The 20,165-nt window shown below is 69.3% G+C and carries 20 protein-coding genes and 1 pseudogene; 7 read left to right on the top strand and 14 right to left on the bottom strand.

What is annotated here, in order from left to right:
- Positions 1-7: 7 nt before the first annotated feature.
- Positions 8-817 (top strand): alpha/beta fold hydrolase, encoded by an 810-nt coding sequence (locus EV651_RS05285; RefSeq protein ID WP_133782607.1) that lies wholly within the window; start codon positions 8-10, stop codon positions 815-817.
- Positions 818-918: 101 nt separating this feature from the next.
- Here EV651_RS05285 and EV651_RS05280 read toward each other — a convergent pair whose 3' ends face one another.
- Genes EV651_RS05280 through EV651_RS05270 form a run of 3 tightly spaced genes read right to left on the bottom strand, consistent with a single transcriptional unit; the run spans position 919 to position 5,775 of the window.
- Entirely contained in the window at positions 919-1,827 is a 909-nt protein-coding gene (locus EV651_RS05280) for a ribonuclease Z (protein ID WP_202870166.1), read from the bottom strand.
- The gene (locus EV651_RS05275; RefSeq protein ID WP_133782605.1) at positions 1,820-2,788 is read right to left on the bottom strand and encodes a threonine/serine dehydratase; all 969 of its coding nucleotides are present in this window, start codon (positions 2,786-2,788) and stop codon (positions 1,820-1,822) included. The genes EV651_RS05280 and EV651_RS05275 overlap by 8 nt, the downstream gene beginning before the upstream one ends.
- Positions 2,788-5,775, bottom strand: a complete 2,988-nt coding sequence (locus tag EV651_RS05270; RefSeq protein WP_166658522.1) for a glycine--tRNA ligase — start codon at positions 5,773-5,775, stop codon at positions 2,788-2,790. The genes EV651_RS05275 and EV651_RS05270 overlap by 1 nt, the downstream gene beginning before the upstream one ends.
- Positions 5,776-6,046: 271 nt before the next feature.
- Here EV651_RS05270 and EV651_RS05265 point away from each other — a divergent pair, with 271 nt between their 5' ends.
- Positions 6,047-7,048 (top strand): methyltransferase, encoded by a 1,002-nt coding sequence (locus EV651_RS05265; protein ID WP_133782601.1) that lies wholly within the window; start codon positions 6,047-6,049, stop codon positions 7,046-7,048.
- Positions 7,003-8,319 (top strand): RNA polymerase sigma factor, encoded by a 1,317-nt coding sequence (locus tag EV651_RS05260; protein ID WP_133782599.1) that lies wholly within the window; start codon positions 7,003-7,005, stop codon positions 8,317-8,319. The genes EV651_RS05265 and EV651_RS05260 overlap by 46 nt, the downstream gene beginning before the upstream one ends.
- Position 8,320: 1 nt before the next feature.
- On the opposite strand, the gene EV651_RS42195 is transcribed toward EV651_RS05260, so the two are convergent.
- The gene (locus EV651_RS42195; protein ID WP_133782597.1) at positions 8,321-8,545 is read right to left on the bottom strand and encodes a helix-turn-helix transcriptional regulator; all 225 of its coding nucleotides are present in this window, start codon (positions 8,543-8,545) and stop codon (positions 8,321-8,323) included.
- Between EV651_RS42195 and EV651_RS05250 the strand changes: the two are divergent.
- Positions 8,477-9,375 (top strand): annotated as a pseudogene (locus tag EV651_RS05250) (carboxylesterase family protein). The gene EV651_RS42195 and the pseudogene EV651_RS05250 overlap by 69 nt on opposite strands.
- A 4-nt stretch (positions 9,376-9,379) precedes the next feature.
- On the opposite strand, the gene EV651_RS05245 reads toward EV651_RS05250, so the two are convergent.
- Positions 9,380-9,718 (bottom strand): DUF3618 domain-containing protein, encoded by a 339-nt coding sequence (locus EV651_RS05245; RefSeq protein ID WP_133782593.1) that lies wholly within the window; start codon positions 9,716-9,718, stop codon positions 9,380-9,382.
- A complete protein-coding gene (locus EV651_RS05240) occupies positions 9,715-10,170 on the bottom strand; it encodes a phage holin family protein (RefSeq protein ID WP_133782591.1) in 456 nt (151 codons plus the stop codon). Before EV651_RS05240 ends, EV651_RS05245 begins: the two co-directional genes overlap by 4 nt.
- Positions 10,171-10,322: 152 nt before the next feature.
- Here EV651_RS05240 and EV651_RS05235 point away from each other — a divergent pair, with 152 nt between their 5' ends.
- Entirely contained in the window at positions 10,323-11,105 is a 783-nt protein-coding gene (locus EV651_RS05235) for an alpha/beta fold hydrolase (protein WP_133782589.1), read from the top strand.
- A gap of 96 nt (positions 11,106-11,201) precedes the next feature.
- On the opposite strand, the gene EV651_RS05230 is transcribed toward EV651_RS05235, so the two are convergent.
- The 6 genes from EV651_RS05230 to EV651_RS05205 form a co-directional block, all read right to left on the bottom strand.
- On the bottom strand, positions 11,202-11,828 hold the full coding sequence (locus EV651_RS05230; RefSeq protein WP_133782587.1) for a superoxide dismutase: 627 nt from the start codon (positions 11,826-11,828) through the stop codon (positions 11,202-11,204).
- 215 nt (positions 11,829-12,043) lie between these two features.
- On the bottom strand, positions 12,044-12,853 hold the full coding sequence (locus tag EV651_RS05225; RefSeq protein WP_133782585.1) for an alpha/beta fold hydrolase: 810 nt from the start codon (positions 12,851-12,853) through the stop codon (positions 12,044-12,046).
- A 53-nt stretch (positions 12,854-12,906) separates the two neighbouring features.
- Positions 12,907-13,512: a dihydrofolate reductase family protein gene (locus EV651_RS05220; protein WP_133782583.1), complete on the bottom strand. Its 606-nt coding sequence runs from the start codon at positions 13,510-13,512 to the stop codon at positions 12,907-12,909.
- Between the two features lie 7 nt (positions 13,513-13,519).
- The gene (locus EV651_RS05215) at positions 13,520-13,897 is read right to left on the bottom strand and encodes a YciI family protein (protein WP_133782581.1); all 378 of its coding nucleotides are present in this window, start codon (positions 13,895-13,897) and stop codon (positions 13,520-13,522) included.
- A gap of 130 nt (positions 13,898-14,027) precedes the next feature.
- The gene (locus EV651_RS05210; RefSeq protein ID WP_238156678.1) at positions 14,028-15,497 is read right to left on the bottom strand and encodes an LCP family protein; all 1,470 of its coding nucleotides are present in this window, start codon (positions 15,495-15,497) and stop codon (positions 14,028-14,030) included.
- A gap of 135 nt (positions 15,498-15,632) precedes the next feature.
- Complete coding sequence (locus EV651_RS05205) at positions 15,633-16,307, bottom strand: SDR family NAD(P)-dependent oxidoreductase (RefSeq protein ID WP_133782579.1); 675 nt, start codon at positions 16,305-16,307, stop codon at positions 15,633-15,635.
- Positions 16,308-16,430: 123 nt separating this feature from the next.
- Here EV651_RS05205 and EV651_RS05200 point away from each other — a divergent pair, with 123 nt between their 5' ends.
- Positions 16,431-17,390 carry an NAD-dependent epimerase/dehydratase family protein gene (locus tag EV651_RS05200; RefSeq protein ID WP_133782577.1) on the top strand — a complete coding sequence of 320 codons (960 nt, stop codon included), beginning with the start codon at positions 16,431-16,433 and terminating at the stop codon, positions 17,388-17,390.
- Between the two features lie 78 nt (positions 17,391-17,468).
- Here EV651_RS05200 and EV651_RS05195 read toward each other — a convergent pair whose 3' ends face one another.
- Positions 17,469-18,344: a hypothetical protein gene (locus EV651_RS05195; RefSeq protein WP_238156677.1), complete on the bottom strand. Its 876-nt coding sequence runs from the start codon at positions 18,342-18,344 to the stop codon at positions 17,469-17,471.
- 186 nt (positions 18,345-18,530) lie between these two features.
- A complete protein-coding gene (locus EV651_RS05190) occupies positions 18,531-19,436 on the bottom strand; it encodes a GntR family transcriptional regulator (protein ID WP_133782575.1) in 906 nt (301 codons plus the stop codon).
- Positions 19,437-19,529: 93 nt separating this feature from the next.
- Here EV651_RS05190 and EV651_RS05185 point away from each other — a divergent pair, with 93 nt between their 5' ends.
- The gene (locus tag EV651_RS05185) at positions 19,530-20,120 is read left to right on the top strand and encodes an HhH-GPD-type base excision DNA repair protein (protein ID WP_133782573.1); all 591 of its coding nucleotides are present in this window, start codon (positions 19,530-19,532) and stop codon (positions 20,118-20,120) included.
- Positions 20,121-20,165: the final 45 nt, after the last annotated feature.

The raw sequence follows: 20,165 nt of genomic DNA, 5'->3' as shown, positions 1-20,165 counted from the left end.
TTCAGGCATGCAGGATCGGTACGTCGGGACTGTGCTGGGCCGGATCCGCTTGCGTGTCGACGGGTCGGGGCCCGCGATGCTGTTCTGGCCGAGCCTCTTGATGGACGGCACGCTGTGGTCCGCCCAGGCCGCGCATTTCGCGGATCGCTTCCAGGTGATCCTGGTCGATCCGCCCGGGCACGGAGGCAGCGATCCGCTGACCGGGCCGTTCACGTTCGAGCAGTGCGCCGAGGTGATCCTGGCGATCATCGACGACCTGCAGGTGGAGAAGGTGCACCTGGTCGGCAACAGCTGGGGCGGGATGATCGGCGGCACCTTCGCGGCGCTGCATCCGGACCGGATCGGCATCGCCGTACTGATGAACGCCACCGCGTCACCGGCCGGACGACGCCAGAAGGTCGAGTACGGCGTCCTGATCCGCGCGGCGCAGCTCCTCGGCGGGATGCGCGGACCGCTCACCGGGCCGGTCCGCGACGCCTTCCTCGGCCCGACCGCGAAACGCGAGAAGCCGGAGGTCGTTGCCACGGTCAACGAACTCGCGCGCAAGGTGGACATCACGTCGGGACGGCACGCCGTCATCAGCGTGGTCCCGCGCCGTCCCGATCAGCGCGCCCTGCTCGGGAAGATCCGGACGCCGGTGCTGGTGGTGGCCGGCGCGGAGGACGCCACGTTCCCGGTCGCCGAGACAGAGGAGATGGCGGACTCCATCCCGGGCGCGAGGTTCGTCGTACTCGAGCAATCCGCACACCTGGCGGCACTCGAGTCCCCGCAAGAGGTCAACGCCCTGATCGACGACTTCCTCGCCGACAACGGCTGACGCCACCTGCGGACCTGTGCCACTCACCAACCCGCCCCGATGACCGCGCCGGGACTCCCTGAGCGTCGCAAACGAGCGGTTGGTGAGTGCCTGAGGTCCGCCTACCGCCGCGACGGGACCGGCGTGCGGCTGAGATCGGAGGCGACCACGATCTCGCCGGAGAACTCCGCCGCGGCCTCCTCGTGGAAGCGTTCCGGTTCCAGGTAGCGCTGGGAGAAATGCGTGAGGACGAGCTTGCGGACGCCGCACTCCTCCGCGACCCGAGCGGCCTGTCGCGCGGTCAAATGACCGAACCGGCGCGCCAACTCTGTCTCCGACGACAGGTACGTCGACTCGATCACCAGCAGGTCGGCGCCGTCGGCCAACCGCAGGACGTTCTCACACAGGCGGGTGTCCATGATGAACGCGAACCGCTGCCCCGGTCGCACCTCGCTGACGTCCTCCACACGCACGGTGCGATCGCCGAGGTCGAGCGATCCGGCTCGTTGCAGCCGGCCGACGTCGGGCCCGGTCACGCCGTACGCCGCGAGCTTGTCCGGGAGCATCCGGCGTCCGTCGGGCTCGATCAACTGGTACCCGAACGACTCGATCGGGTGCTCCAGGCGCCGCGCCCACAACTGTCCGAACGATCCGACGGACAGCAGCCCGTCCTCCTCCACCGGCTCCTCGAGCAGTTCGGCCCGCTCGAAGAACGAGGCGGCGTACCGCAGCCGCGTGAAGTACGTCTGCCCCGACGCCGGATAGTGCGCCCGCACCGGATGGGGTACGTCGTCCAGCGACAACCGCTGCACCACGCCCGGCACCCCGAGACAGTGATCGCCGTGGAAGTGCGTCACGCACAACCGGGTGATCGCCCCGACCGCGAGCCCGGCGTAGATCATCTGCCGCTGCGTGCCCTCGCCGGGATCGAACAGGAACCCCTCGTCGTCCCAGCGCAGGAAGTACCCGTTCTGCGTACGTTCCCGGGACGGCACCTGACTGCCGGTCCCGAGTACGACGAGCTCACGCAAGCGCAGCCACCAGCATGGAAGACGAGATGTTGCCGCCGCAGGACACGACTGCGACGCGCTTCCCGGCCAGTTCGGTACGTCGTTTGCGCGCAGCCGCGAACGCCAGCGCGGCCGAGCCTTCGATCAACTGGTGCTCGGTGTCGATGACCGTCCGCAGCGCGTCCCGGATCGCATCCTCCTCGACGAGGACCCACTCGTCGACCAGTTCACGGCACAGGTCGAAGGTGATGCTCCCTGGCTCGACGCTGCCTGCCGTACCGTCCGACAACGTCTGCCCGGCGTCGACCTGCACGATCTGACCGGCCCGTACCGAGGCTGCCATCGCGTCGTCGACAGCCGGCTGCGCGCCGTAAACACGGATCCCGGGCAGGTGCTTCTTGAGCACCGCGGCGACTCCGCTGATCAGCCCGCCACCACCGACCGCGACCACGACCGCATCGAGCGACGCGCCGGCCAGTTGCTCGGCGATCTCGACGCCGACCGTCCCCTGCCCGGCAATGATGTCCGGGTCGTTGTACGGCGGAACGTACGCCAACCCGTGCTCCGCGGCGTACGCCCGCGCCTTGATCTCGAGGACGCCGGTGTCGTTGCCCTCGGCCCGTAGTTCCAGACCGAGCCGGCGCAGTGCCGCGACCTTGCCAGGCGCGGCGTTTTCGGGCAGGTAGACGATGCCATGACCGCCGAGCGTCGCGAGTGCGTTACCGACCCCGAGTCCGTGATTCCCGGTGGACGCCGTGATCACGCCCGCGGCCCGCTCCGCCTCGGTCAGCGTGAGGATCTTCGCCAGCGCACCGCGGGCCTTGAACGATCCCGTCCGCTGCTGGTGCTCGCACTTCACGAGCACCTCGGCGCCGAGTTCCTCGCTGAACGCGTCGTACCGGACCAACGGTGTCGGCGGCAGGTGCTCCCGCAGGGCCGGCGCGACGCGCTCGGCCCGTGCGGCAGCTTCCGCGGGGGTCATCACTCTGCAGCGTTGAGGCTCGTGCCGAGGGCCTGCCAGTCGAGGACCGGTGCGGCGAGCTGGCTGATCGTTGCCAGTAGCCCCAACCGTGCGGCGCGAATCTCCGGCTCCTTCGCCATCACGAGGATCTCGTCGAAGAACGCGTTCACGGGATCTACCAGGACCGAGGCGGTCGAGACGAAGTCGCCGAGCCCGGTTGGTGCCTGTCCGATCTTCTGGACCGCCTCGTGCAGCACGACCTCCGCGGGCTCCGTGAGCTTGCCGGCGTCGTACTCCGCCTCGGTGCCTTCCGGAACGATCCGGCGGACGCGCTGCAGTACCGCGACCAGGTCGGCGAAGTCGCTGTTGCCGACGAGGCCCTGCAGAGTCTTCAGCGTCTCGTCCGCGACCACCGGAGCAGTTGCCAACGGCAACACCGCGGCAACCTGGAGGTGATCGTCACCGCGGTCGAGCAGCTGCTGCTCGTACCGCCGTACGGTGAAGTCGGCGACCTCGTCGAGCGAGTCGGCCGGTACGTCGATGCCTTGCGCACCGATCTCGTCCGCGGCCGCCTTCAGACCGACCGGCAACGTGATCGCCCGCAGCTCCGGGTGTTCGCGGAGGATCGCGACGACACCGGCCGCGGCACGACGCAGCGCGAACGGGTCGGAGCTGCCGGTCGGCTTCGCGCCGATCGCGAACAGCCCGGCCAGCAGGTCCAACCGGTCGGCGAGCGCTAGCAGCGCACCCGGGGTCGTGGACGGGACCGGGTCACCGGCCGACCGCGGCAGTTCCATGTCGTACAGGGCCTGTGCGACGGCCTCGGTCTCTCCGGCGCGCTTGGCGTACTCGCGCGCCATCGTGCCGGCCAGGCTGGTCAGCTCGACCACCATCTGCGAACCCAGGTCGAACTTCGCCAGCTCAGCGGCGCGCTTCAGGGTGGTCAGGTCGTCGCCGCCGAGGTCGACCTTGGAAGCCAGTGTGAGGGCGATCCGGCCGATCCGGCCGGCGCGGTCGGCCATCGAGCCGAGCCGCTCCTCGAAGGCCAGCTTCTCCAGCTCGCTCTTCATCGACTCCAGCGGCTTCTCCAGGTCGGCCCGCCAGAAGAACGCGGCGTCCTCGTAGCGTGCCCGCAGTACGCCCTCGTTGCCGGCCCGGACCAGGTCCTCGTCGACCGAACCATTGGCAACGGCAACGAAGTGCGGGAGCAGCTTGCCGTCAGCGTCGCGGACCGGCAGGTAGCGCTGATGCTTGCGCATCACGGTCGTGAGGATCTCGCTCGGCAGGTCCAGGTAGTCGGCCGCGAACCCGCCCAGGATCGGCGTCGGCTCCTCGACCAGGTTGACGATCTGGTCGAGCAGCGCGGACTCGCCCTCGGCGTCGACCGTGCCACCGACACCCTTCGACAGCTCCGCCGCGGCCTCGACGATCTGCGCCCGCCGCCGAGCCGGATCGGCCTCGATGCCGTGGATCCGGAGCAGGTCCAGGTAGCCCTCGGCCGACGCGATCTCGACCTTCGGCTGGGCGGCGGTCCGGTGCACCCGCGTGGTCCGTCCGGCAGCGAGGCTAGACACCGAGACCGGGACGATCTCGTCGCCGAGCAGCGCGACCAGCCAGCGGATCGGGCGGGTGAACGACAGCTTGGCGTCGTTCCACCGCATGTTCTTGTCCGAACGCAGGCCCGCGACGATCTCACTCAGTACGCCGCTCAGCACCTCGGCCGCCCCGCGACCCGGGTCCGGCTTGGTCACCGCGACGTACTCGACACCGTCGACATCGAGGTCGTGCAGCTCGGACGGCTCGACCTTCTGACCGCGGGCGAACCCGGCGGCGGCCTTGGTCAGGTTGCCGTCGGCGTCGTACGCAGCCGCCTTCTTCGGACCGCGGACCACCCGCTCGGCATCCGGCTCACCCGCCTGGACGGACGCGACAAAGGCGACCACGCGGCGCGGGGTCGCGTACGTCGTGATTGCGCCGTGCCCGAGCCGCGTCGCGGCCAGCTTCTCCTCCAGCGCAGCCTGCACCGCCGCGGCGGTCTTCGTGACCTCGGACGGCGGCATCTCCTCGGTGCCGATCTCGAAGGTCAGCTGGCGGGTGCCGGTGATCTTGGGGAACTCGGTCGGCTCCTTCGCGGCCGGCGGCAGCTCGGCGAGACCCAACGGGTGCTTCAGCTCCTCGCGGCGCTCGGCCCACAGCCGCGAGACCTCGCGGGCCAGGGTCCGCATCCGGCCGAACGCCTTGGCGCGTTCCGTCGTACTGACGGCACCGCGGGCGTCGAGGACGTTGAACGTGTGCGAGCACCGCAGCACCTGGATGTGCGCCGGCACCGGGAGGCGGTCGTCGATCATCCGGCGGGCCTCGTTCGCGTACTCCTCGAACAAGCGCTTCTGTGACTCGACGTCCGCGTCGTCCAGGTAGTACCGGCTCATCTCGTACTCCGCCTGGCCGAACGCCTCGCCGTACGAGATGCCCGGCGCGTAGGCGATGTCCTTGAAGTGCGAGACGCCCTGCAGCGCCATCATGATCCGCTCGATCCCGTAGGTGATCTCCACCGACACCGGGTCCAGCGTCATCCCGCCGGCCTGCTGGAAGTACGTGAACTGGGTGATCTCCAGACCGTCCAGCCAGACCTCCCAGCCCAGGCCCCAGGACCCGGTCGCCGGGTTCGCCCAGTTGTCCTCGACGAACCGCACGTCGTGCGCGTCGATGTCGATCCCGAGCGCGGACAGGCTGTCCAGGAACAGCTCCTGCGGGTTGCCCGGGTCCGGCTTGAGCACCACCTGGAACTGAGTGTGCGTCTGCAGCCGGTTCGGGTTCTCGCCGTAGCGGCTGTCGTCCGGCCGCACACTCGGCTCGACGTACGCCACCCGCCACGGCTCCGGTCCGAGCACCCGCAGGATGGTCGCGGGGTTCAGCGTTCCGGCACCGACCTCGGTGTTGAACGGCTGCACGACCATGCAGCCCCGGTCGGTCCAGTACTTCGTGAGCGCGAGCAGCGCGTCCTGCATGGTGAGCACAGCAAACCTCAAGCCATCTTTCGGGGGGTTTCCGCTGCGAAGTCTATTAGTACGACGCCCCGACCATCACCCGAGCGTACCGGGAGCCGCACTCGGCGGAGGAGCAGGACCGGACGACCGCCTTCCTGTCTACAGTGGTGCGGTGACCTCGCCCAGACATGCGGCGGTAGTTCGCTAGTTCCGTCGTCCGCTCCCCGGCGCCGATCCGGCGTTCGGGTGAGCCGTGCTGCCCATCTTCGCTTCGCACCGGCAGGGACGACTCATGGACCACGTCACCACGATCGACGACTCCATCTCCGCGGATCGGGCGCTGCGCCTGATCCGACGTGGATCGACACTTCACTGGGAGGGTGATTTCCAGAACGCCAAACAGCTCCTCGCTGCCCTCGGCCGCCGGCTTCCGGCGCCGCGCGGCGGCACTTTCCACGACCGGCGCCGGCACCAGGCAGAACGGGTCCGTGTCCTGAACTCGTTGCTGGTTCCGCTGATCGACCACCGGATCACCCTGCGCCGCGCACCCGACGTACGAACGGCCTGTCGGGAGACCTACGGTGCACCTGACGGCGAGCGGTGGGTACCGCTGCGGGAGTTACTGGGTGTGATCGGCGCGCACCAACTCCGGCTCCGCGGCGTCTACGTGCCGGCCCTCGGTGAGCGCATCCACCCGCACTACAGCGTGTTCGCCCCGACCAGATCGGAGTACGCCGACCTGGTCGCGGAATGCCCGTTGCCGGCCGGAAAAACGGCGTTCGATGTCGGCACCGGGACCGGACTGCTCGCCGCAATCCTGTCCAGGCGGGGCATCCGACAGGTAGTTGCTACGGACAACAATCCGCGAGCTGTCGCGTGCGCCCGCGAGAACCTCGAACGGCTACGGGTGAACGCCACGATCGTCGAGACCGACCTGTTCCCGCCGGGGCGGGCGGATCTGATCGTCTGCAATCCGCCGTGGATCCCCGCGGCGCCGGCGACCGTCCTCGACCAGGCTGTGTACGACGAGGACGGACGAATGCTCCGCGCATTCCTGGGGACCGTCCGCGAGCACCTCGCACCGGGTGGGGAGGTGTGGTTGATCCTGTCCGATCTGGCCGAGCGGCTAGGGCTTCGGGAGCGGGGTGAGCTGTCGCGCATGATCCGTTCCGATGGACTCCGGGTCGCCGGGCGCGCCGACGCCGTACCTCGGCACCGTCGGGCCCGGGACGGCGAGACAACCTCGTTATGGCGACTGCGGTCCAGCGCATTCGTGTCTACTATCGGCGGGTGACGGTTACGGATGCGCATGGGGCGGTCGACGCGGTCTGGAGGATCGAGTCGGCGCGGATCATCGCGGGCGTCGCGCGGATCGTGCGGGACGTCGGGCTCGCGGAGGAGCTGGCGCAGGACGCGCTGGTGGCCGCGTTGGAGCAGTGGCCCGAGTCCGGCGTACCGAACAATCCCGGCGCCTGGCTGATGGCGATCGCCAAACGGCGGGCGATCGACCTGATCCGGCGCAAGGACACCTACCAGCGCAAGCTCGCCGAGCTGGGCCACGAGCTCGAGATCGACGGCGGACAATACAGCGTCGAGGACAGCGTAGAAGACAGGGTGGAGGCGATCCTCGAGGACCACATCGAGGACGACCTGCTCCGGCTGGTGTTCACCGCATGTCACCCGGTGCTCACGATGGACGCCCGGGTGACGCTGACGCTCAAGCTGGTCGGCGGCCTGAAGACCGACGAGATCGCCCGCGCGTTCCTCGCCCCGGAGGCGACGATCGCGCAGCGCATCGTCCGCGCCAAGCGCAACCTGGCCAAGGCCGGCGTCGAGTTCGAGGTGCCGTCCGGGCCGGAGCTCCTGGAACGGACGTCGTCGGTGCTCGAGGTCGTCTACCTGATCTACAACGAGGGGTATTCCGCGACCGCCGGCGACGACTGGATGCGGCCGGCCCTGTGCAACGAGGCGATGCGCCTGGGCCGGCTGCTCGTCGAGCTGATGCCGACAGAGCCCGAAGTACTCGGCCTGCTGGCGTTGATGGAGCTGCAGTCGTCCCGCGCGAACGCCCGCGTCGGGAGCGACGGCGAGCCGGTGCTGCTCCTCGACCAGGACCGCCGCCGCTGGGACCGGCTCCTGATCCGCCGCGGTCTCGGAGGCATCGAGCGCGCCTGGGCCTTGGAGAAACCGCCCGGCCCGTACCTCCTGCAGGCCGCGATCGCTGCGTGTCACGCCCGCGCAACCGACCCCGAGGACACCGACTGGGCCCGGATCGCCGGCCTGTACGCCGTACTCGCGCAAGTGACCCCGTCGCCGGTCATCGAGCTGAACCAGGCCGTCGCGATCTCGATGGCCTTCGGGCCGGAACGGGGACTGGCAGCGGTCGACCTGCTGGCGGACGACCCGTCGCTGAAGGACTACCACCTGCTGCCGAGCGTGCGCGGCGACCTGCTGTTCAAGCTCGGCCGCCTGGACGAGGCCCGCGCCGAGTTCGAGAAGGCCGCCGCCCTGACCCGCAACGAACGCGAACGCAAACTCCTCCTCGAACGCGCCGCCGCCTGCTGATTCACTCCGCGGCGTGCAGGAGTACGGCGACCTGGGTCCGGTTCGCGACGTCGAGCTTCACCATCAGCCGGGTGAGGTGCGCCTTGACCGTCGCCGTACTGAGATAGAGCTCGGCGGCGACCTCCCGGTTGGTCAGGCCGCGCGCGACGGCTTCGGGTTGCAGGACCAGCAGGCCGCTCTGCGCTGGGTCCGGCAGAACATCGGCGCCTTTGGCGGGGACGCGCACAACGTGACGCTGTTCGGCGAGTCCGGCGGCGGCGTCGGAACCTGCGGCCTGCTCACCTCACCTGGGGGGCCCGCCTGGGCTGCAGCGGTTCGAGTACGGCGATCCTGCGATGCCTGCGCGGACTGGACACCGCGAAGGTGTTCACCGAGTCGAGTGCCTTCGGATCCGTGGCCTACGGCAACCGTACGCTGCCCGTCGAGCCCGGCAAGGCACTTGAGCTCGGTCTGTTCCCGCCCATCCCGGTGCTGTCCGGTCACACCAAGGACGAGGCGCGCGCGATCGCGTCGGTCGCGGAACTGCTCGGCGATCCGGTGACGAGCGACAACTACGGCACGCGGTTGACGGAGGCGTTCGGGTCCCGGGCGGCCGCGGTGCAGGCGGCGTACCCGGTGTCGGCGCACCAGGGAGAGCGGGCCGCCGCACTGGCGTGGTCTGCGATGGACACCGACCGCGTTTGGGCCTGCACCCAGCAGGCGACGACCGCGGCCTTCGCCCGGCACACCACGACGTACTCCTACGAGTTCGCCGACCCCGCGGCCCCTGGTTATCTCCCGTTCCCGGACGGCTTCCCGACCGGATCGTCACACGGCTCCGAGCTGAACTACCTCTTCGACGCGGCCAGCGGGGTGCCGTACCAGTACCAGCTGACACCGGCGCAGCAGCGGTTGGCCAAGCAGCTACGCCACTACTGGACGAACTTCGCCCGCAGCGGTGACCCCAACGGTCCCGGCGTACCGGGCTGGCCGCTGTGGCCGAGGACCCAGATCCTCGCACCGGGCGCGAGCGGCCCGGTCGATGACCGAGACAATCATCACTGCGACTTGTGGTGACCGGCTACTTGTGACGCCGACTCATCCAGACCGCGGCTCCGGCTCCGACGGCGATCGCCCCTCCGATGGCGGCGGTCGCCTTCGGGTGGCGCTTGCTTGTCGCCGGCAGTTCCTTCATCGCGCCGGGGACCTGCTTCATCTTCTGACCCGTCTGTCCGGCGACGCCCGACATTCGATGGCCGGCGCTCGACGCGGTCTCCTTCATCCGGTGCGGAACGTTCAGCCGGCGGGTGAGCTCCTGAACGGTGTCGGCGAGGTGCTGCCTGGTGTACTCGAGATCCTCGCGCACCGTCTCGCTGTCCGTCATCGGCTCGCGATGCGAGGCGTTCTTCGTGGTGGTCATGCGATGCCCTTTCCTTCCGGCTGATGTCCCTTGAGCGCTTCCAGGTCCTCGTGCATGCCGCCGACGGCACGTTGCGGAACGGGCGGAGTGGCACGACTGACGTGCCGCTTGCCGAGCAGAGCGGCGACGGCTGCGATCGCGAACAGGACCGCGGCGACGATCAGCGCCGACAGCCAGGCCGGCAACGCGGTCGCGAGCCCGAGGATCGCCGCGGCGATCAGGACGCCCAGGCCGTACATCGCGAGGGTGCCGGCCCCGCCGAACAACCCGGCGCCGACGCCGGCCTCCTTGCCCTTCTCCTTCAACTCGGCCTTGGCGAGCTGAATCTCGTCACGGACCAACTGGCTCAGGTCGCTCGTCACGTCGCTCACGAGGTGACCGATGTTCGCGTTCTGACCGTTCCGACCGTTCAGTCCAGCCTCACGCCGGACCATTTCCGGACGTGTCGTCATGACCGCCTCCCGTACTCGGTTGCCTCGTCCGGTACCCAGACAGACCGATCGTCACGCAGCGAATCGCCGACGAAGTGATCTGCGTCACACGGTGTCGAGTAGTCACCGCCTGTTCGACGCAGGGGTGAGACCGTCACCCACCAGGAGGAATCATGAACACCGTCGTATCGAAGGACGGCACCACCATCGCCTACGACCGGCGCGGGAACGGGCCGGCGCTCGTTCTCGTCGACGGCGCGCTCTGCTCCCGTGCCCAGGGTCCGATGCCCGACCTCGCCGAGGCCCTCGCGGACCGCTTCACCGTCTACAACTACGACCGCCGCGGGCGCGGCGACTCCGGCGACGCGGGCGGGTACGCGGTCGAGCGGGAGATCGAGGACCTGGCCGCGGTGATCGAGGCGGCCGGCGGATCGGCGTACGTCTACGGCTCGTCGTCCGGCGCTGCACTGGCGCTGCGGGCGACGGCGGCCGGGTTGCCGGTCGAGAAGCTGGTTGCGTTCGAGCCGCCGTACGTCGTCGACGACAGCCGCACGCAGATCCCGCGGAGCTGGGTCGCCGACCTGCAGGCGCTCGAGGCGGCCGACGCGATCAAGTACTTCTTCACGAAGGGGATCGGGCTGCCGGGGATCTTCGTCACGATGATGAAGCTGATGCCGGCCTGGAAGCCGATGAAGGCGATCGCGCACACTCTGCCGTACGACGCGCAGGTGCTCGGGAACAACTGCTTCGGCGACCCGATGGACACCGAGCAGTGGGCGCCGATCGAGCAGCCGGTACTGGTGGTGAACGGCGGGAAGAGCCCGGGGTGGATGAAGACCTCGACGCGGGCGCTCGCAGCGGCGGTGCCGGGCGCCAGGCACACCGAAGTACCGGGTCAGAGCCACATCATCAAGGCCGCGGCGATCGCCCCGGTGATCGCGGACTTCTGTAGGTGACGGATCCCCAGGCCATCACCATCGCGCCCGCCGGCCCCGCGTGAGCGGGAAGCCGGCGGGCGCGATGAATTGTGATGGCGTGGGCGTCCGCGGTGGTCAGGCGCCGGTGATCAGGGCGCCGGCGCCGGAGCGGGCGGCGTCGAAGCGCGCCTGGGCGTCGGCCCAGTTGACGACGTTCCACCACGCCTTGACGTAGTCGGGCTTGACGTTCTTGTACTGCAGGTAGAACGCGTGCTCCCACATGTCCAGCATCACGATCGGGATCTGCCCGGCCGGCAGGTTGCCCTGCTGGTCGTACAGCTGGTGGACGAGCAGCCGCCCGCCGAGCGCGTCCCAGGCGAGGATCGCCCAGCCGGAGCCCTGGATCGTGGTGGCGCTGGCCGTGAAGTTGGCCCGGAACCCGTCGAACGAGCCGAAGAAGTTGTCGATCGCGGCGCCCAGCTCGCCGTCCGGCTTGTCGCCGCCGTCCGGCGACAGGTTCTTCCAGAAGATCGAGTGGTTGACGTGCCCGCCGAGGTTGAAGGCGAGCGACTTCTCCAGCCCGACGATCGCGCCGAAGTCGTCCTTCTCGCGGGCCGCGGCCAGCTTCTCCAGGGTGTCGTTCAGACCCTTCACGTAGGTCGCATGGTGCTTGTCGTGGTGCAGCTCCATGATCTCGCCGGCGATGCTCGGCGCCAGTGCGCCGTAGTCGTAGGGGAGGTCGGGAAGCGTGTACGTGGTCAACTCTGCTCCTTCGTCAGGGCCCCGCGAGGGCCGATATCTCGGATGTCCTGTATCAGCGACACCAGCTTGAAACTTCAACCACGGTTGAGGTCAAGACGCCACGCCGACGAGCGTGGTACGCCGGACCGGTGCCCGATGAGATCGCGTTGACACCCGCGCACCCATCGAACACCTCCCAGCTTCACATACTCCACCCGACGACCCACGGGCGAGTCTCACCTCCGCGGGTGAACAGTTCCCAACAGCGCGCACAGAGCCTCGGCAAAGACGTCAGGGCGCTCGACGAACCCGGTGTGATCGCCTGGGAAACGGGTCGGCTCGATGCCCAGGCGATCGGCCAGGGCGGTGGAGGTCCGGTCGCAGAGTTGACCGGTCGACTCCTCGCCGATTCCGACGACGATGTCGACGGCGCGCAGCTTGTCGACATCCGGGAGCCAGGTGATGGACTCGCGCATCTCGTGGCCGAACCAGAACCGCTCCGTCGCCTCCTGCTCGGGGTCCCGCTCGCCGCCGAACATCATCTCCACGACCTCGTCGGGCAGCCGGATGTCGGCGAGCGCGAAGAACTGCTTCCAGGCGCCGGTCACGTCACCGGCGAGGTAATCGGCCATGAGCTTCTCCGACTTCGCGAGTACCTCGTCCGCGTCCGGGATCAGCCGGTCGAGCGGCGGTTCGTGCGCGATCACGGTCCGGACGACCTCCGGGTGGTGCTGCGCCAGCGCCAGCGCGCTCACCGCTCCCCCGCTGGAGCCGAGTACGACGGCCGGCCCGGCGTCGACGTGCCGGATCAGCGCGGCCAGGTCGTCGGCCCGCTGCTCGGGTCGCGACGTACCGCCCGGGTCGAGCTTGCTCCGCTTCACCCCGCGCGGATCCAGAGTCAGGACCGTGTAGTCGGTCGCCAGCAGGTCGGCCAGCGGCGCGAACGCGTCCGCATCCATCGGGGCGCCGACCAGGACCAGCAGCGGCCCTGATCCGCGCACCTCGTAGTACAGCTCAGCGTCGGAAACCTTCAGCGTGTTGTTCATGCCATCTCCACGAGCGAAGGTGGCACGAATGGACATCACTGTCCGGCATGGGATCAGGCAGATGCGTACTGCGGGCGCCCGGACGGTCGGTAGACCTGGAGCGTCATGCCCGTCGGGAAGGATCGCGACTCCACCAGGTCGAGCGCCAGGTCCGGGCCGCTGTCGGGGAACAGTCGTGTGCCCTGACCGACGGCCACCGGGACGACGAGCAGAACGATCTCGTCGACGAGGTCGTTCTCCAACAGCCACCGAACCAGTACGCCGCTGCCGTGGACCTGCAACTCGCCTCCCGGCCTGGCCTTCAGCTCGCCGACGGCCTCCGCGAGGTCACCGGACAAGACGGTCGTGTCCGACCACGTCGCCTCGGTGAGCGTGTTCGACGCGACGTACTTCGGCTTCGTATTGAAGGAGTCCGCGATCGGACCGCTGCCCGGAGCGAGCGCACCCCAGTAGCGGGCGAAGATCTCGTATGTCCGCCGGCCGAACAGGAACCCGCCGGCGCGCTCGCAGAGCTGGTTGACGAACGCCGTAGCCTCGTCGTCGAACGCGGCCATCGCCCAGCCGTCACGCTCGAAGCCCTGCTTGCGGTCAGCCTCCGACGGGCCGTTTCCCTGCATCACTCCGTCAACGGAGACCTGCGTGATCGTCGTCAGTTTCATGATCGCGTCAGCTCTCGAACGCGTCGGAGTCCGGTCCGAAGTCGGCTTCCTCGACAACCCGGCGTACCTCGACCTCGGAGCCGAGGGCCTCGGCCAGCCGGGCGGCCCACTCGATCGCCTCGTCGCGGGAGCGGACCTCGACGACGATCACGCCGCCGATGAGTTCCTTGGTCTCGGCGAACGGGCCGTCGGTGACGGTGCGCTTGCCGGCGTCGACCTTCACCCGCGCGCCGAGCGAACTGCGGTGCACGCCTTCCGCGAACAGCAGTACGCCGGCCTTCGACAGGTCCTCGACGACCCGTCCGACACCTTCGGCCACCTCCTGCGGCGGCAACTTCCCGGCCTCACTGTCCGCGTCGGCCTTGTTGATGATCATGTAGCGCATCGCTGATGCTCCCTCGTCGTGTCGGTCGAGCTCTTACTCTCACGTCGAGCGGGCCACCACCGGATCGACACCCTGACTTCAGATCATTTCCCGGGTCAGCTCGTACAGGCGGCGCGGCGGTGCGCGAGGGCTAGTTCGGTTGGTCGCCGTTGGGGTTGTAGGCGCAGGCGTCGGTGAGGTTCTGGGTGGGGCCGGGCGGTGCGGTGGTGGTGGCGGGCTTGCGCGTCGTGGCGGGCTTGGTCGGCGTCGCGGTTGGCGTGGTGGTCGGTGTCGGGGCGGGGGCGGACTCGAGGGCGTTCTCAACGGTGTCGCGGAGGGCCTGGTAGTCGGGGTGCAGGTACTTCAGGCGCAGCTTGTCGGAGTCGAGCGTGACGTTCGAGACCGTTCCCGACTTCACCTTCAGCGCCAGCTGCACCATCGCGGGCAGCAGCTCCTGCGGGATGTCGGTCCGCAGCAGGTGCCGGCCGGCGCGGGCGATCGCCCTGTACTTCGTCAGCAGCGTCTGCGGATCCGCCGCGTCGACCATGCTCTTGATCACGCACCGCTGCCGGACCTGCCGCTGGTCGTCGTCGGCGCCGTACCGCCCGCGGGCGAACCACAGCGCGTGCCGCCCGTCGAGGTGCTTGTTCGGTCCCGGCTCGATCCACTCCTTCGGCGGGATGTGCGCGCTGCTGTTGCCGCCCATCGCGACCCGCTCGTTCACGTTCACCCGGATCCCGCCGAGCGCGTCGACGATCTCCGGGAAGCTCTGCAGGTTGACCTGCACGTAGTAGTCCAGCTTCAGCCCGATCGCCTCGCCGACGGACTGCTTCACCACGTCCGCACCCTCGTTGTCGGACGGCCCGAGGATGCCGGGATGCGCGTCCGGGATGTTCTGGTACATCGCGGTCAGCATCCATTCCAGCCGCCCGTCGAGGCTGAGCCCCTCCTTGCCGAAGCCGTTCGGGTAGTACTTGTGCAGCGGCGAGTCCGCCGGGAACGGCATGAACGTCAGGTTCCGCGGCAGCGAGACCAGCGCCGTGTTGCCGGTCTTGGTGTCGATGCTCGCGACGATCACGGTGTCGGTCCGCACGCCCTCGCGGCTCGGCGCGTCATCCCCGCCGAGCAGCAGCAGGTTGAGCCGCGGCTTGCCCTCCCACGGGTCCTTGACGTTGACCGTCGTCGGCCGGGTCGCACTCCGACTCTCCCCCTGCGCCTGGAACACGTCCTGCACCAGCGACCGCTGCGCCAGCACACTCTGTACGCCGATCGCCGCCGGCGCCGCGACCGCGAAGCACAGCAGCCCGACGAACGCCGCGCCGAAGGCCCGCCCGCCCGCTCCACCCGTTGCCGGGCGCAACGACCGGTGCGAGGCCACGATCACCACGATCCAGCAGAACGCGAGCGCGCCGATCACCACCGAGGTCATCAACAGCCGGCTCGGTACGACGGCGGCCGCCAGCACCTCGTCCCGCCGGGTGAGACCGACGTACACCACGAGCCCGACCAGGCCGAGGAAGAGCGTGAGCACGAACGCGCCGATCCGCCGGCGCCCGCCGACGATCAGCCCGAGTCCGGGGATCACAGCGCCCAACAGGGTGAACCCCAGCAACTTCGGCATCGACCGCGGCCGTCTCGCCGTCGCGCGCGCACTCCCCATTGGCACCCCTGTCGCCCCGTCCCAGCCCTTCACTCAAGTGTGCGTCAAGTACCCGCGCCCTTACCTCTTCAGACGTGTTACAGGGTCAATCGGTTGTCAAACGGTCAGATGAGCGCCGTTGAAACCTTCCTGCTCGACGAGCGTGCGGACCACGGCGGCGATCCGGTCGGGCGGGCTCCACTTGCTGGTGTCGGCCTTCGGCATCGCGCTGCGGTTCGCGGGGGTGTCGATGGTGCCGGGCAGGATGGTGTTCACCCGGATGCCGTCGCGTGCGTACTCCGCGTGCAGTGCGTCGGCGAACGCGATCACCCCGGCCTTCGCGGTGATGTACCCGGCCGCCCCGGAGAACGGGCGCAGCGCGGCGCCGCTCGACGTACAAACGATCGCTCCACCACCGCCCGCGAGCAGATGCGGCAGGACCCCCTGGGTGATCAGGTACGTCGGACGCAGGTTGAGCCGGAGCTGCGTCTCGAAGTCCTCGATCGGCGTCTCGTGCACCCGGGACCCGGAGGCGAAACCGCCGACGAGGTTGACCACGGCGGTGAGCGGAGCGTTCTCGTCCGAGGTGGCGAGCGCGACGACGTCCGCCGTACCGGCCGGATCGAAGGGGTCGGCGATCACCGGGTTGAGCGCCGGGTCGGCGCCGAGGCGGGCGAGGGATTCCTCGGACCGCCCGGGTACGACGACCCGCCAACCCGCCCGCAGGAACTCGGCCGTCACCGCGACCCCGAGCGCGCCGGTGCCCCCGGCAACAACCACCGTGAAGCTCATCGACGTCCTCGCTTCGCTCCGGGCGCCGATGAGGCGCGAATTCGACTGTGCTCGATGATGAACTCGCTTCGCTCGCTCATATCCGCGAGCCTAATCGGATCGCGGGGACTAAGTTGGTCGGTTGTGCGGATTCTGATGCTGGGTGGGAACGGGTTTGTCGGGCGCGCGGTCGTGGACGACGCGCTGGCGCAGGGCTACGAGGTCACGTCGTTCAGTCGCGGGAAGAGTGGTACGCCGCTCCCCGCGGGCGTGACGCAGCTGATCGGGGATCGCGAGACGGGCGACTACTCGGCGCTGCGGACCGGCGAGTGGGACGCGGTCGTCGACACGAGCGGCTTCCGGACGCGGGACGTCGATCAGGCGATGGACGTGCTCGGGGACCGCGTCGGGCGGTACGTGTTCATCTCGAGCCACGCCGTCTACGTACGGGATCTGCCGGCCGGGACCGACGAGACCGCACCACGCCGCGAGCCGCTGCGCGACGCCGACGTACTCACGAACGACACGTACGGCCCCTGCAAGGTCGCGTGCGAGGACGACGTCGTCGAGCGGTACGGCGATCGCGCGACGCTCGTCCGCCCCGGTCGGGTCACGGGCCCCGGCGACTCGTCGGGTACGGCGCTCTACTGGATCCGGCGCGGTGCCCGTGGTGGACGTGTCGCGCTCCCGACCAAGCCCGAGGCGCCGCTCCAACTGGTGGACAGCCGCGACGTCGCCGGACTGATCACGCGCCTCGTGGCGGACAACCGCGGCGGCGCCTACAACGCAACCGGCCCCGACTCCACCATCGCCGAACTGATCCACACCGCGGCCGAACTGTCCGGCAGCACCGTCGAGATCGTCCCGGTCCCGTTCGACGCCGTACCGCGCCGTTTTCCGCTCATGGACCCCGAGTCCGAATGGGGTGAGCGCCGCCGCAACCCGGCCAAGGCCCGCGCGGCAGGCATGCCCGTCACCCCGCTTCGCACGACGGTCGAAGATGTTCTCCGCTGGGACAAGGACCGTGGCGAGCCCGAGCTGAACATCGGACTCACCCCCGACGCCGAAGCCACCCTCCTCACCCAACACAATTTGCCTGGCTGACCCACCAAATCGAGGGTTCTACACCGTGGTTCCGGGTGTAGAACCCCTCATTTGGCTGGCTGACCGACCAAGTTGGGGTTACTCCGGGAGGGCCAACGTCCGGCCGGCGTCTCGGGCGGCGTTGATGGAGCGGGTGAGGGTTTCCTTCAGGGCGCCGGCCTCGTCGGTGAAGCCCTGTACGACGGACGTGTCGCCGACGGGTTCGGTGCGGGCGAGCAGCTCGATGTAGCGGTCGCCGTCGTCCAGCGCAGCCTCGGCGCGCAACGCGGCGTCGGCGGAGCGGACGCGGTCGGCGTACCTGTCCAGGAGATCCACCTTGCGCTTGATCGCGTCCACCGAGAGCGCGAGGGCACGACGCTGCGGTCCGAGTACGGCGTCGAGCTCGGCGGTCGCCATTCCGCGCGCGACGTCCTGCTGCCTGGCCCGCAGTACTGTCTGCTCGCGGAGCACCTGCGCGATGTCCCACAACTGCTCCGGCAGCACGAGCTCGTTCTGTACGTCGTCCAGCAGGCCACGCCGGGTAACTGTTGCCTCAAGCACCGTTTTCACGGCCCGCTGCGCCCGCCCGAGCAGCCGCGCGGCCGGCTCGTCGAAGTCCTCCGGTAGCAGGTACTTCCCGTGCTGGAGGCGGACCGCCTTGTGCCCGCGGTCCTCGACCGCCGACTTCACCAGGATCCCGCCGGTCGCGAGCACCGCGACCCCGGCGAGCGCGACCGAGCCCCACGCCGCCACCGCGGTCGGCAGCGTCGCCGCCATGATGATCAGCGCCAGGATCCACCCGCCGACACACACCGCGATCCACACCAGCAACGTCCCGAACGTGTTGCCCGGCGCGACCGACCACGACGTCTGCCGCTTCGGCCGCGGCGCGTCGGCCGCCACGAACAACTCCGGCCGGTGCTCGTACAACCGCCGCACGCCAACAGGCACACCCGGCGCGAACACAGGCTCCATCGCCACCTCCGGAGAAGTCGTCAGCACTCAGCGTAAGGGGTGTCTGGTGTTCCCGCGCCGTCGCGAGGAGGTGCTCGGTGCGGTGCATCGGCGTGCGGGGGCGAAGGTCTCGATGCGGAGCATCGTGGCCTTTGCACCCGTGCGGCGAGGTGCCGTGCCGAGTGCCCCGCAGTAGGCGCGGGGACATCAGACACCCCTTCCCCGGGAAGCGAGACCATCCAGGAAGACCGAGAGGCCGAACTCGAACAGCTGGTCCAGGTCGTACTCGTAGTCGAAACCGTCGGCCAGCAACTCCTGGAAGGCCGTCAGGTTCCCGGCCGCGATCATCGCCGCCAACTGGTCGCCCTGCCGGGTGGCCCATTCGTCCGCGGTGACGCCGGTGTCCTGCTCGGCCTGCGCCTCGGACTCCATCACCAGCGCGATCCCGCGCACGTACGCGAACAGGCTGATCACCGTCGACAACGCCGCGCCCTTCTCCAACCCGCGCAACGCCCGCAGCACCGCGTCCGTGTGCGGCAGCAACCGCGGCACCAGTTGCGGCCGGCTGAGACTGATCGCGCTCGCCAGCCAGAGATGCCGCCGGTACGCCGCCCAGTGCACCCGCGCCACCGCCGTCACCGCGTCCCGCCAGTACGCCGGAATCTCGCCGAGCGGAAACTCTCCGATCGCCGCATCCACCATCTGCACGACCAGGGCGTCCTTGCCACCGACGTACCGGTAGAGCGCCATCGTCGACACCCCGAGCTCGGCCGCGATCCGCCGCATCGACAACGCCGCCAGCCCTTCGGCGTCCGCGATCGCGATCCCCATCCGCACGACCTCGTCGCGATTGAGGTCCGGAATTCCGTCGGGTGCGATCGCCGTACGCCGGGAACGCGGCGGCGGACCGACCACGGTGCCGACCCCCGGCGCGGGATGCACCAGCTGGTCGGCCTGCAGCACCTGCAACGCCTTCGTCGCGGTCGCCATCGCCACCCCGAAGTCGCGGACCAACGCCCGCGTCGACGGCACCCGATCCCCCGGCAACAGCTCCCCGGCCTCGATCCGCCGCCGCAACTCGGCCGCGATCACCTGGTACGGCGCTCCGCTCATACATCTCCTTCAACTAGTGCGCGTACATCGTAAGCGCACTACCTCGCCGCCAGCCGCCCTCAGACACCCCCCAACCGTGTCAAGATTGGCCGCATGCTGCGCGAACTGCACCTCACCGGCAACCCGGATGCCGACAAGTTGCTCAACGACGACCCGTTCGCCTTGCTGGTCGGCATGCTCCTCGACCAGCAGTACCCGATGGAGCACGCCTTCTCGGGTCCGCTGAAGATCGCGAACCGGATGGACGGGTTCGACCTGCACAAGATCGCCGCGACCGACCTGGAGACCTTCGTCGAACTCTGCGTCACCCCGCCGGCGATCCACCGGTACGGCGGCTCCATGGCCCGCCGGGTGCACGCCCTCGCGCAGGAGATCATCGAGAAGTACGACGGTGAGACCGCCAACATCTGGCTCTCCGGCCGCCCGAAACCCGACGGCGCCGAGGTGCTGAGGCGTTTGAAGGCGCTGCCCGGGTTCGGTGAGCAGAAGGCGAAGATCTTCCTGGCCCTGCTCGGCAAGCAGCGCGGCGTGGCCCCGAAGGGCTGGCGTGAGGCCGCGGGCGGTTACGGCGACCGCGGCTCCCGCCGCTCCATCGCCGACGTCACCGACGCCGCGTCCCTCGCCGAGGTCCGCTCCTTCAAGAAGGCCGCGAAGGCAGCCGCCAAGGAAACCGCCGGCTCCTGACCGCTCGCGCATTTGCCGCGACACTCGGGCCCGACCTGTTGCAAC

Origin of the sequence: Kribbella sp. VKM Ac-2571, assembly GCF_004362255.1 — a bacterium.
Taxonomy (GTDB): Bacteria; Actinomycetota; Actinomycetes; order Propionibacteriales; family Kribbellaceae; genus Kribbella; species Kribbella pratensis.
Note: the sequence above shows the minus strand (reverse complement) of the source record. Positions and strands in the feature narration are given on the sequence as shown.

What these genes read in the sequence shown, in the direction of transcription:
- EV651_RS05240 (WP_133782591.1), bottom strand. Translation starts at nt 10,170, where the DNA reads ATGACGACACGTCCGGAAATGGTCCGGCGTGAGGCTGGACTGAACGGT.
- EV651_RS05275 (WP_133782605.1), bottom strand. Translation starts at nt 2,788, where the DNA reads ATGACCCCCGCGGAAGCTGCCGCACGGGCCGAGCGCGTCGCGCCGGCC.
- EV651_RS05195 (WP_238156677.1), bottom strand. Translation starts at nt 18,344, where the DNA reads ATGGAGCCTGTGTTCGCGCCGGGTGTGCCTGTTGGCGTGCGGCGGTTG.
- EV651_RS05265 (WP_133782601.1), top strand. Translation starts at nt 6,047, where the DNA reads ATGGACCACGTCACCACGATCGACGACTCCATCTCCGCGGATCGGGCG.
- EV651_RS05260 (WP_133782599.1), top strand. Translation starts at nt 7,003, where the DNA reads ATGGCGACTGCGGTCCAGCGCATTCGTGTCTACTATCGGCGGGTGACG.
- EV651_RS05285 (WP_133782607.1), top strand. Translation starts at nt 8, where the DNA reads ATGCAGGATCGGTACGTCGGGACTGTGCTGGGCCGGATCCGCTTGCGT.
- EV651_RS05235 (WP_133782589.1), top strand. Translation starts at nt 10,323, where the DNA reads ATGAACACCGTCGTATCGAAGGACGGCACCACCATCGCCTACGACCGG.
- EV651_RS05205 (WP_133782579.1), bottom strand. Translation starts at nt 16,307, where the DNA reads ATGAGCTTCACGGTGGTTGTTGCCGGGGGCACCGGCGCGCTCGGGGTC.
- EV651_RS05225 (WP_133782585.1), bottom strand. Translation starts at nt 12,853, where the DNA reads ATGAACAACACGCTGAAGGTTTCCGACGCTGAGCTGTACTACGAGGTG.
- EV651_RS05185 (WP_133782573.1), top strand. Translation starts at nt 19,530, where the DNA reads ATGCTGCGCGAACTGCACCTCACCGGCAACCCGGATGCCGACAAGTTG.
- EV651_RS05220 (WP_133782583.1), bottom strand. Translation starts at nt 13,512, where the DNA reads ATGAAACTGACGACGATCACGCAGGTCTCCGTTGACGGAGTGATGCAG.
- EV651_RS05190 (WP_133782575.1), bottom strand. Translation starts at nt 19,436, where the DNA reads ATGAGCGGAGCGCCGTACCAGGTGATCGCGGCCGAGTTGCGGCGGCGG.
- EV651_RS05245 (WP_133782593.1), bottom strand. Translation starts at nt 9,718, where the DNA reads ATGACCACCACGAAGAACGCCTCGCATCGCGAGCCGATGACGGACAGC.
- EV651_RS05210 (WP_238156678.1), bottom strand. Translation starts at nt 15,497, where the DNA reads ATGCCGAAGTTGCTGGGGTTCACCCTGTTGGGCGCTGTGATCCCCGGA.
- EV651_RS05215 (WP_133782581.1), bottom strand. Translation starts at nt 13,897, where the DNA reads ATGCGCTACATGATCATCAACAAGGCCGACGCGGACAGTGAGGCCGGG.
- EV651_RS05270 (WP_166658522.1), bottom strand. Translation starts at nt 5,775, where the DNA reads ATGCAGGACGCGCTGCTCGCGCTCACGAAGTACTGGACCGACCGGGGC.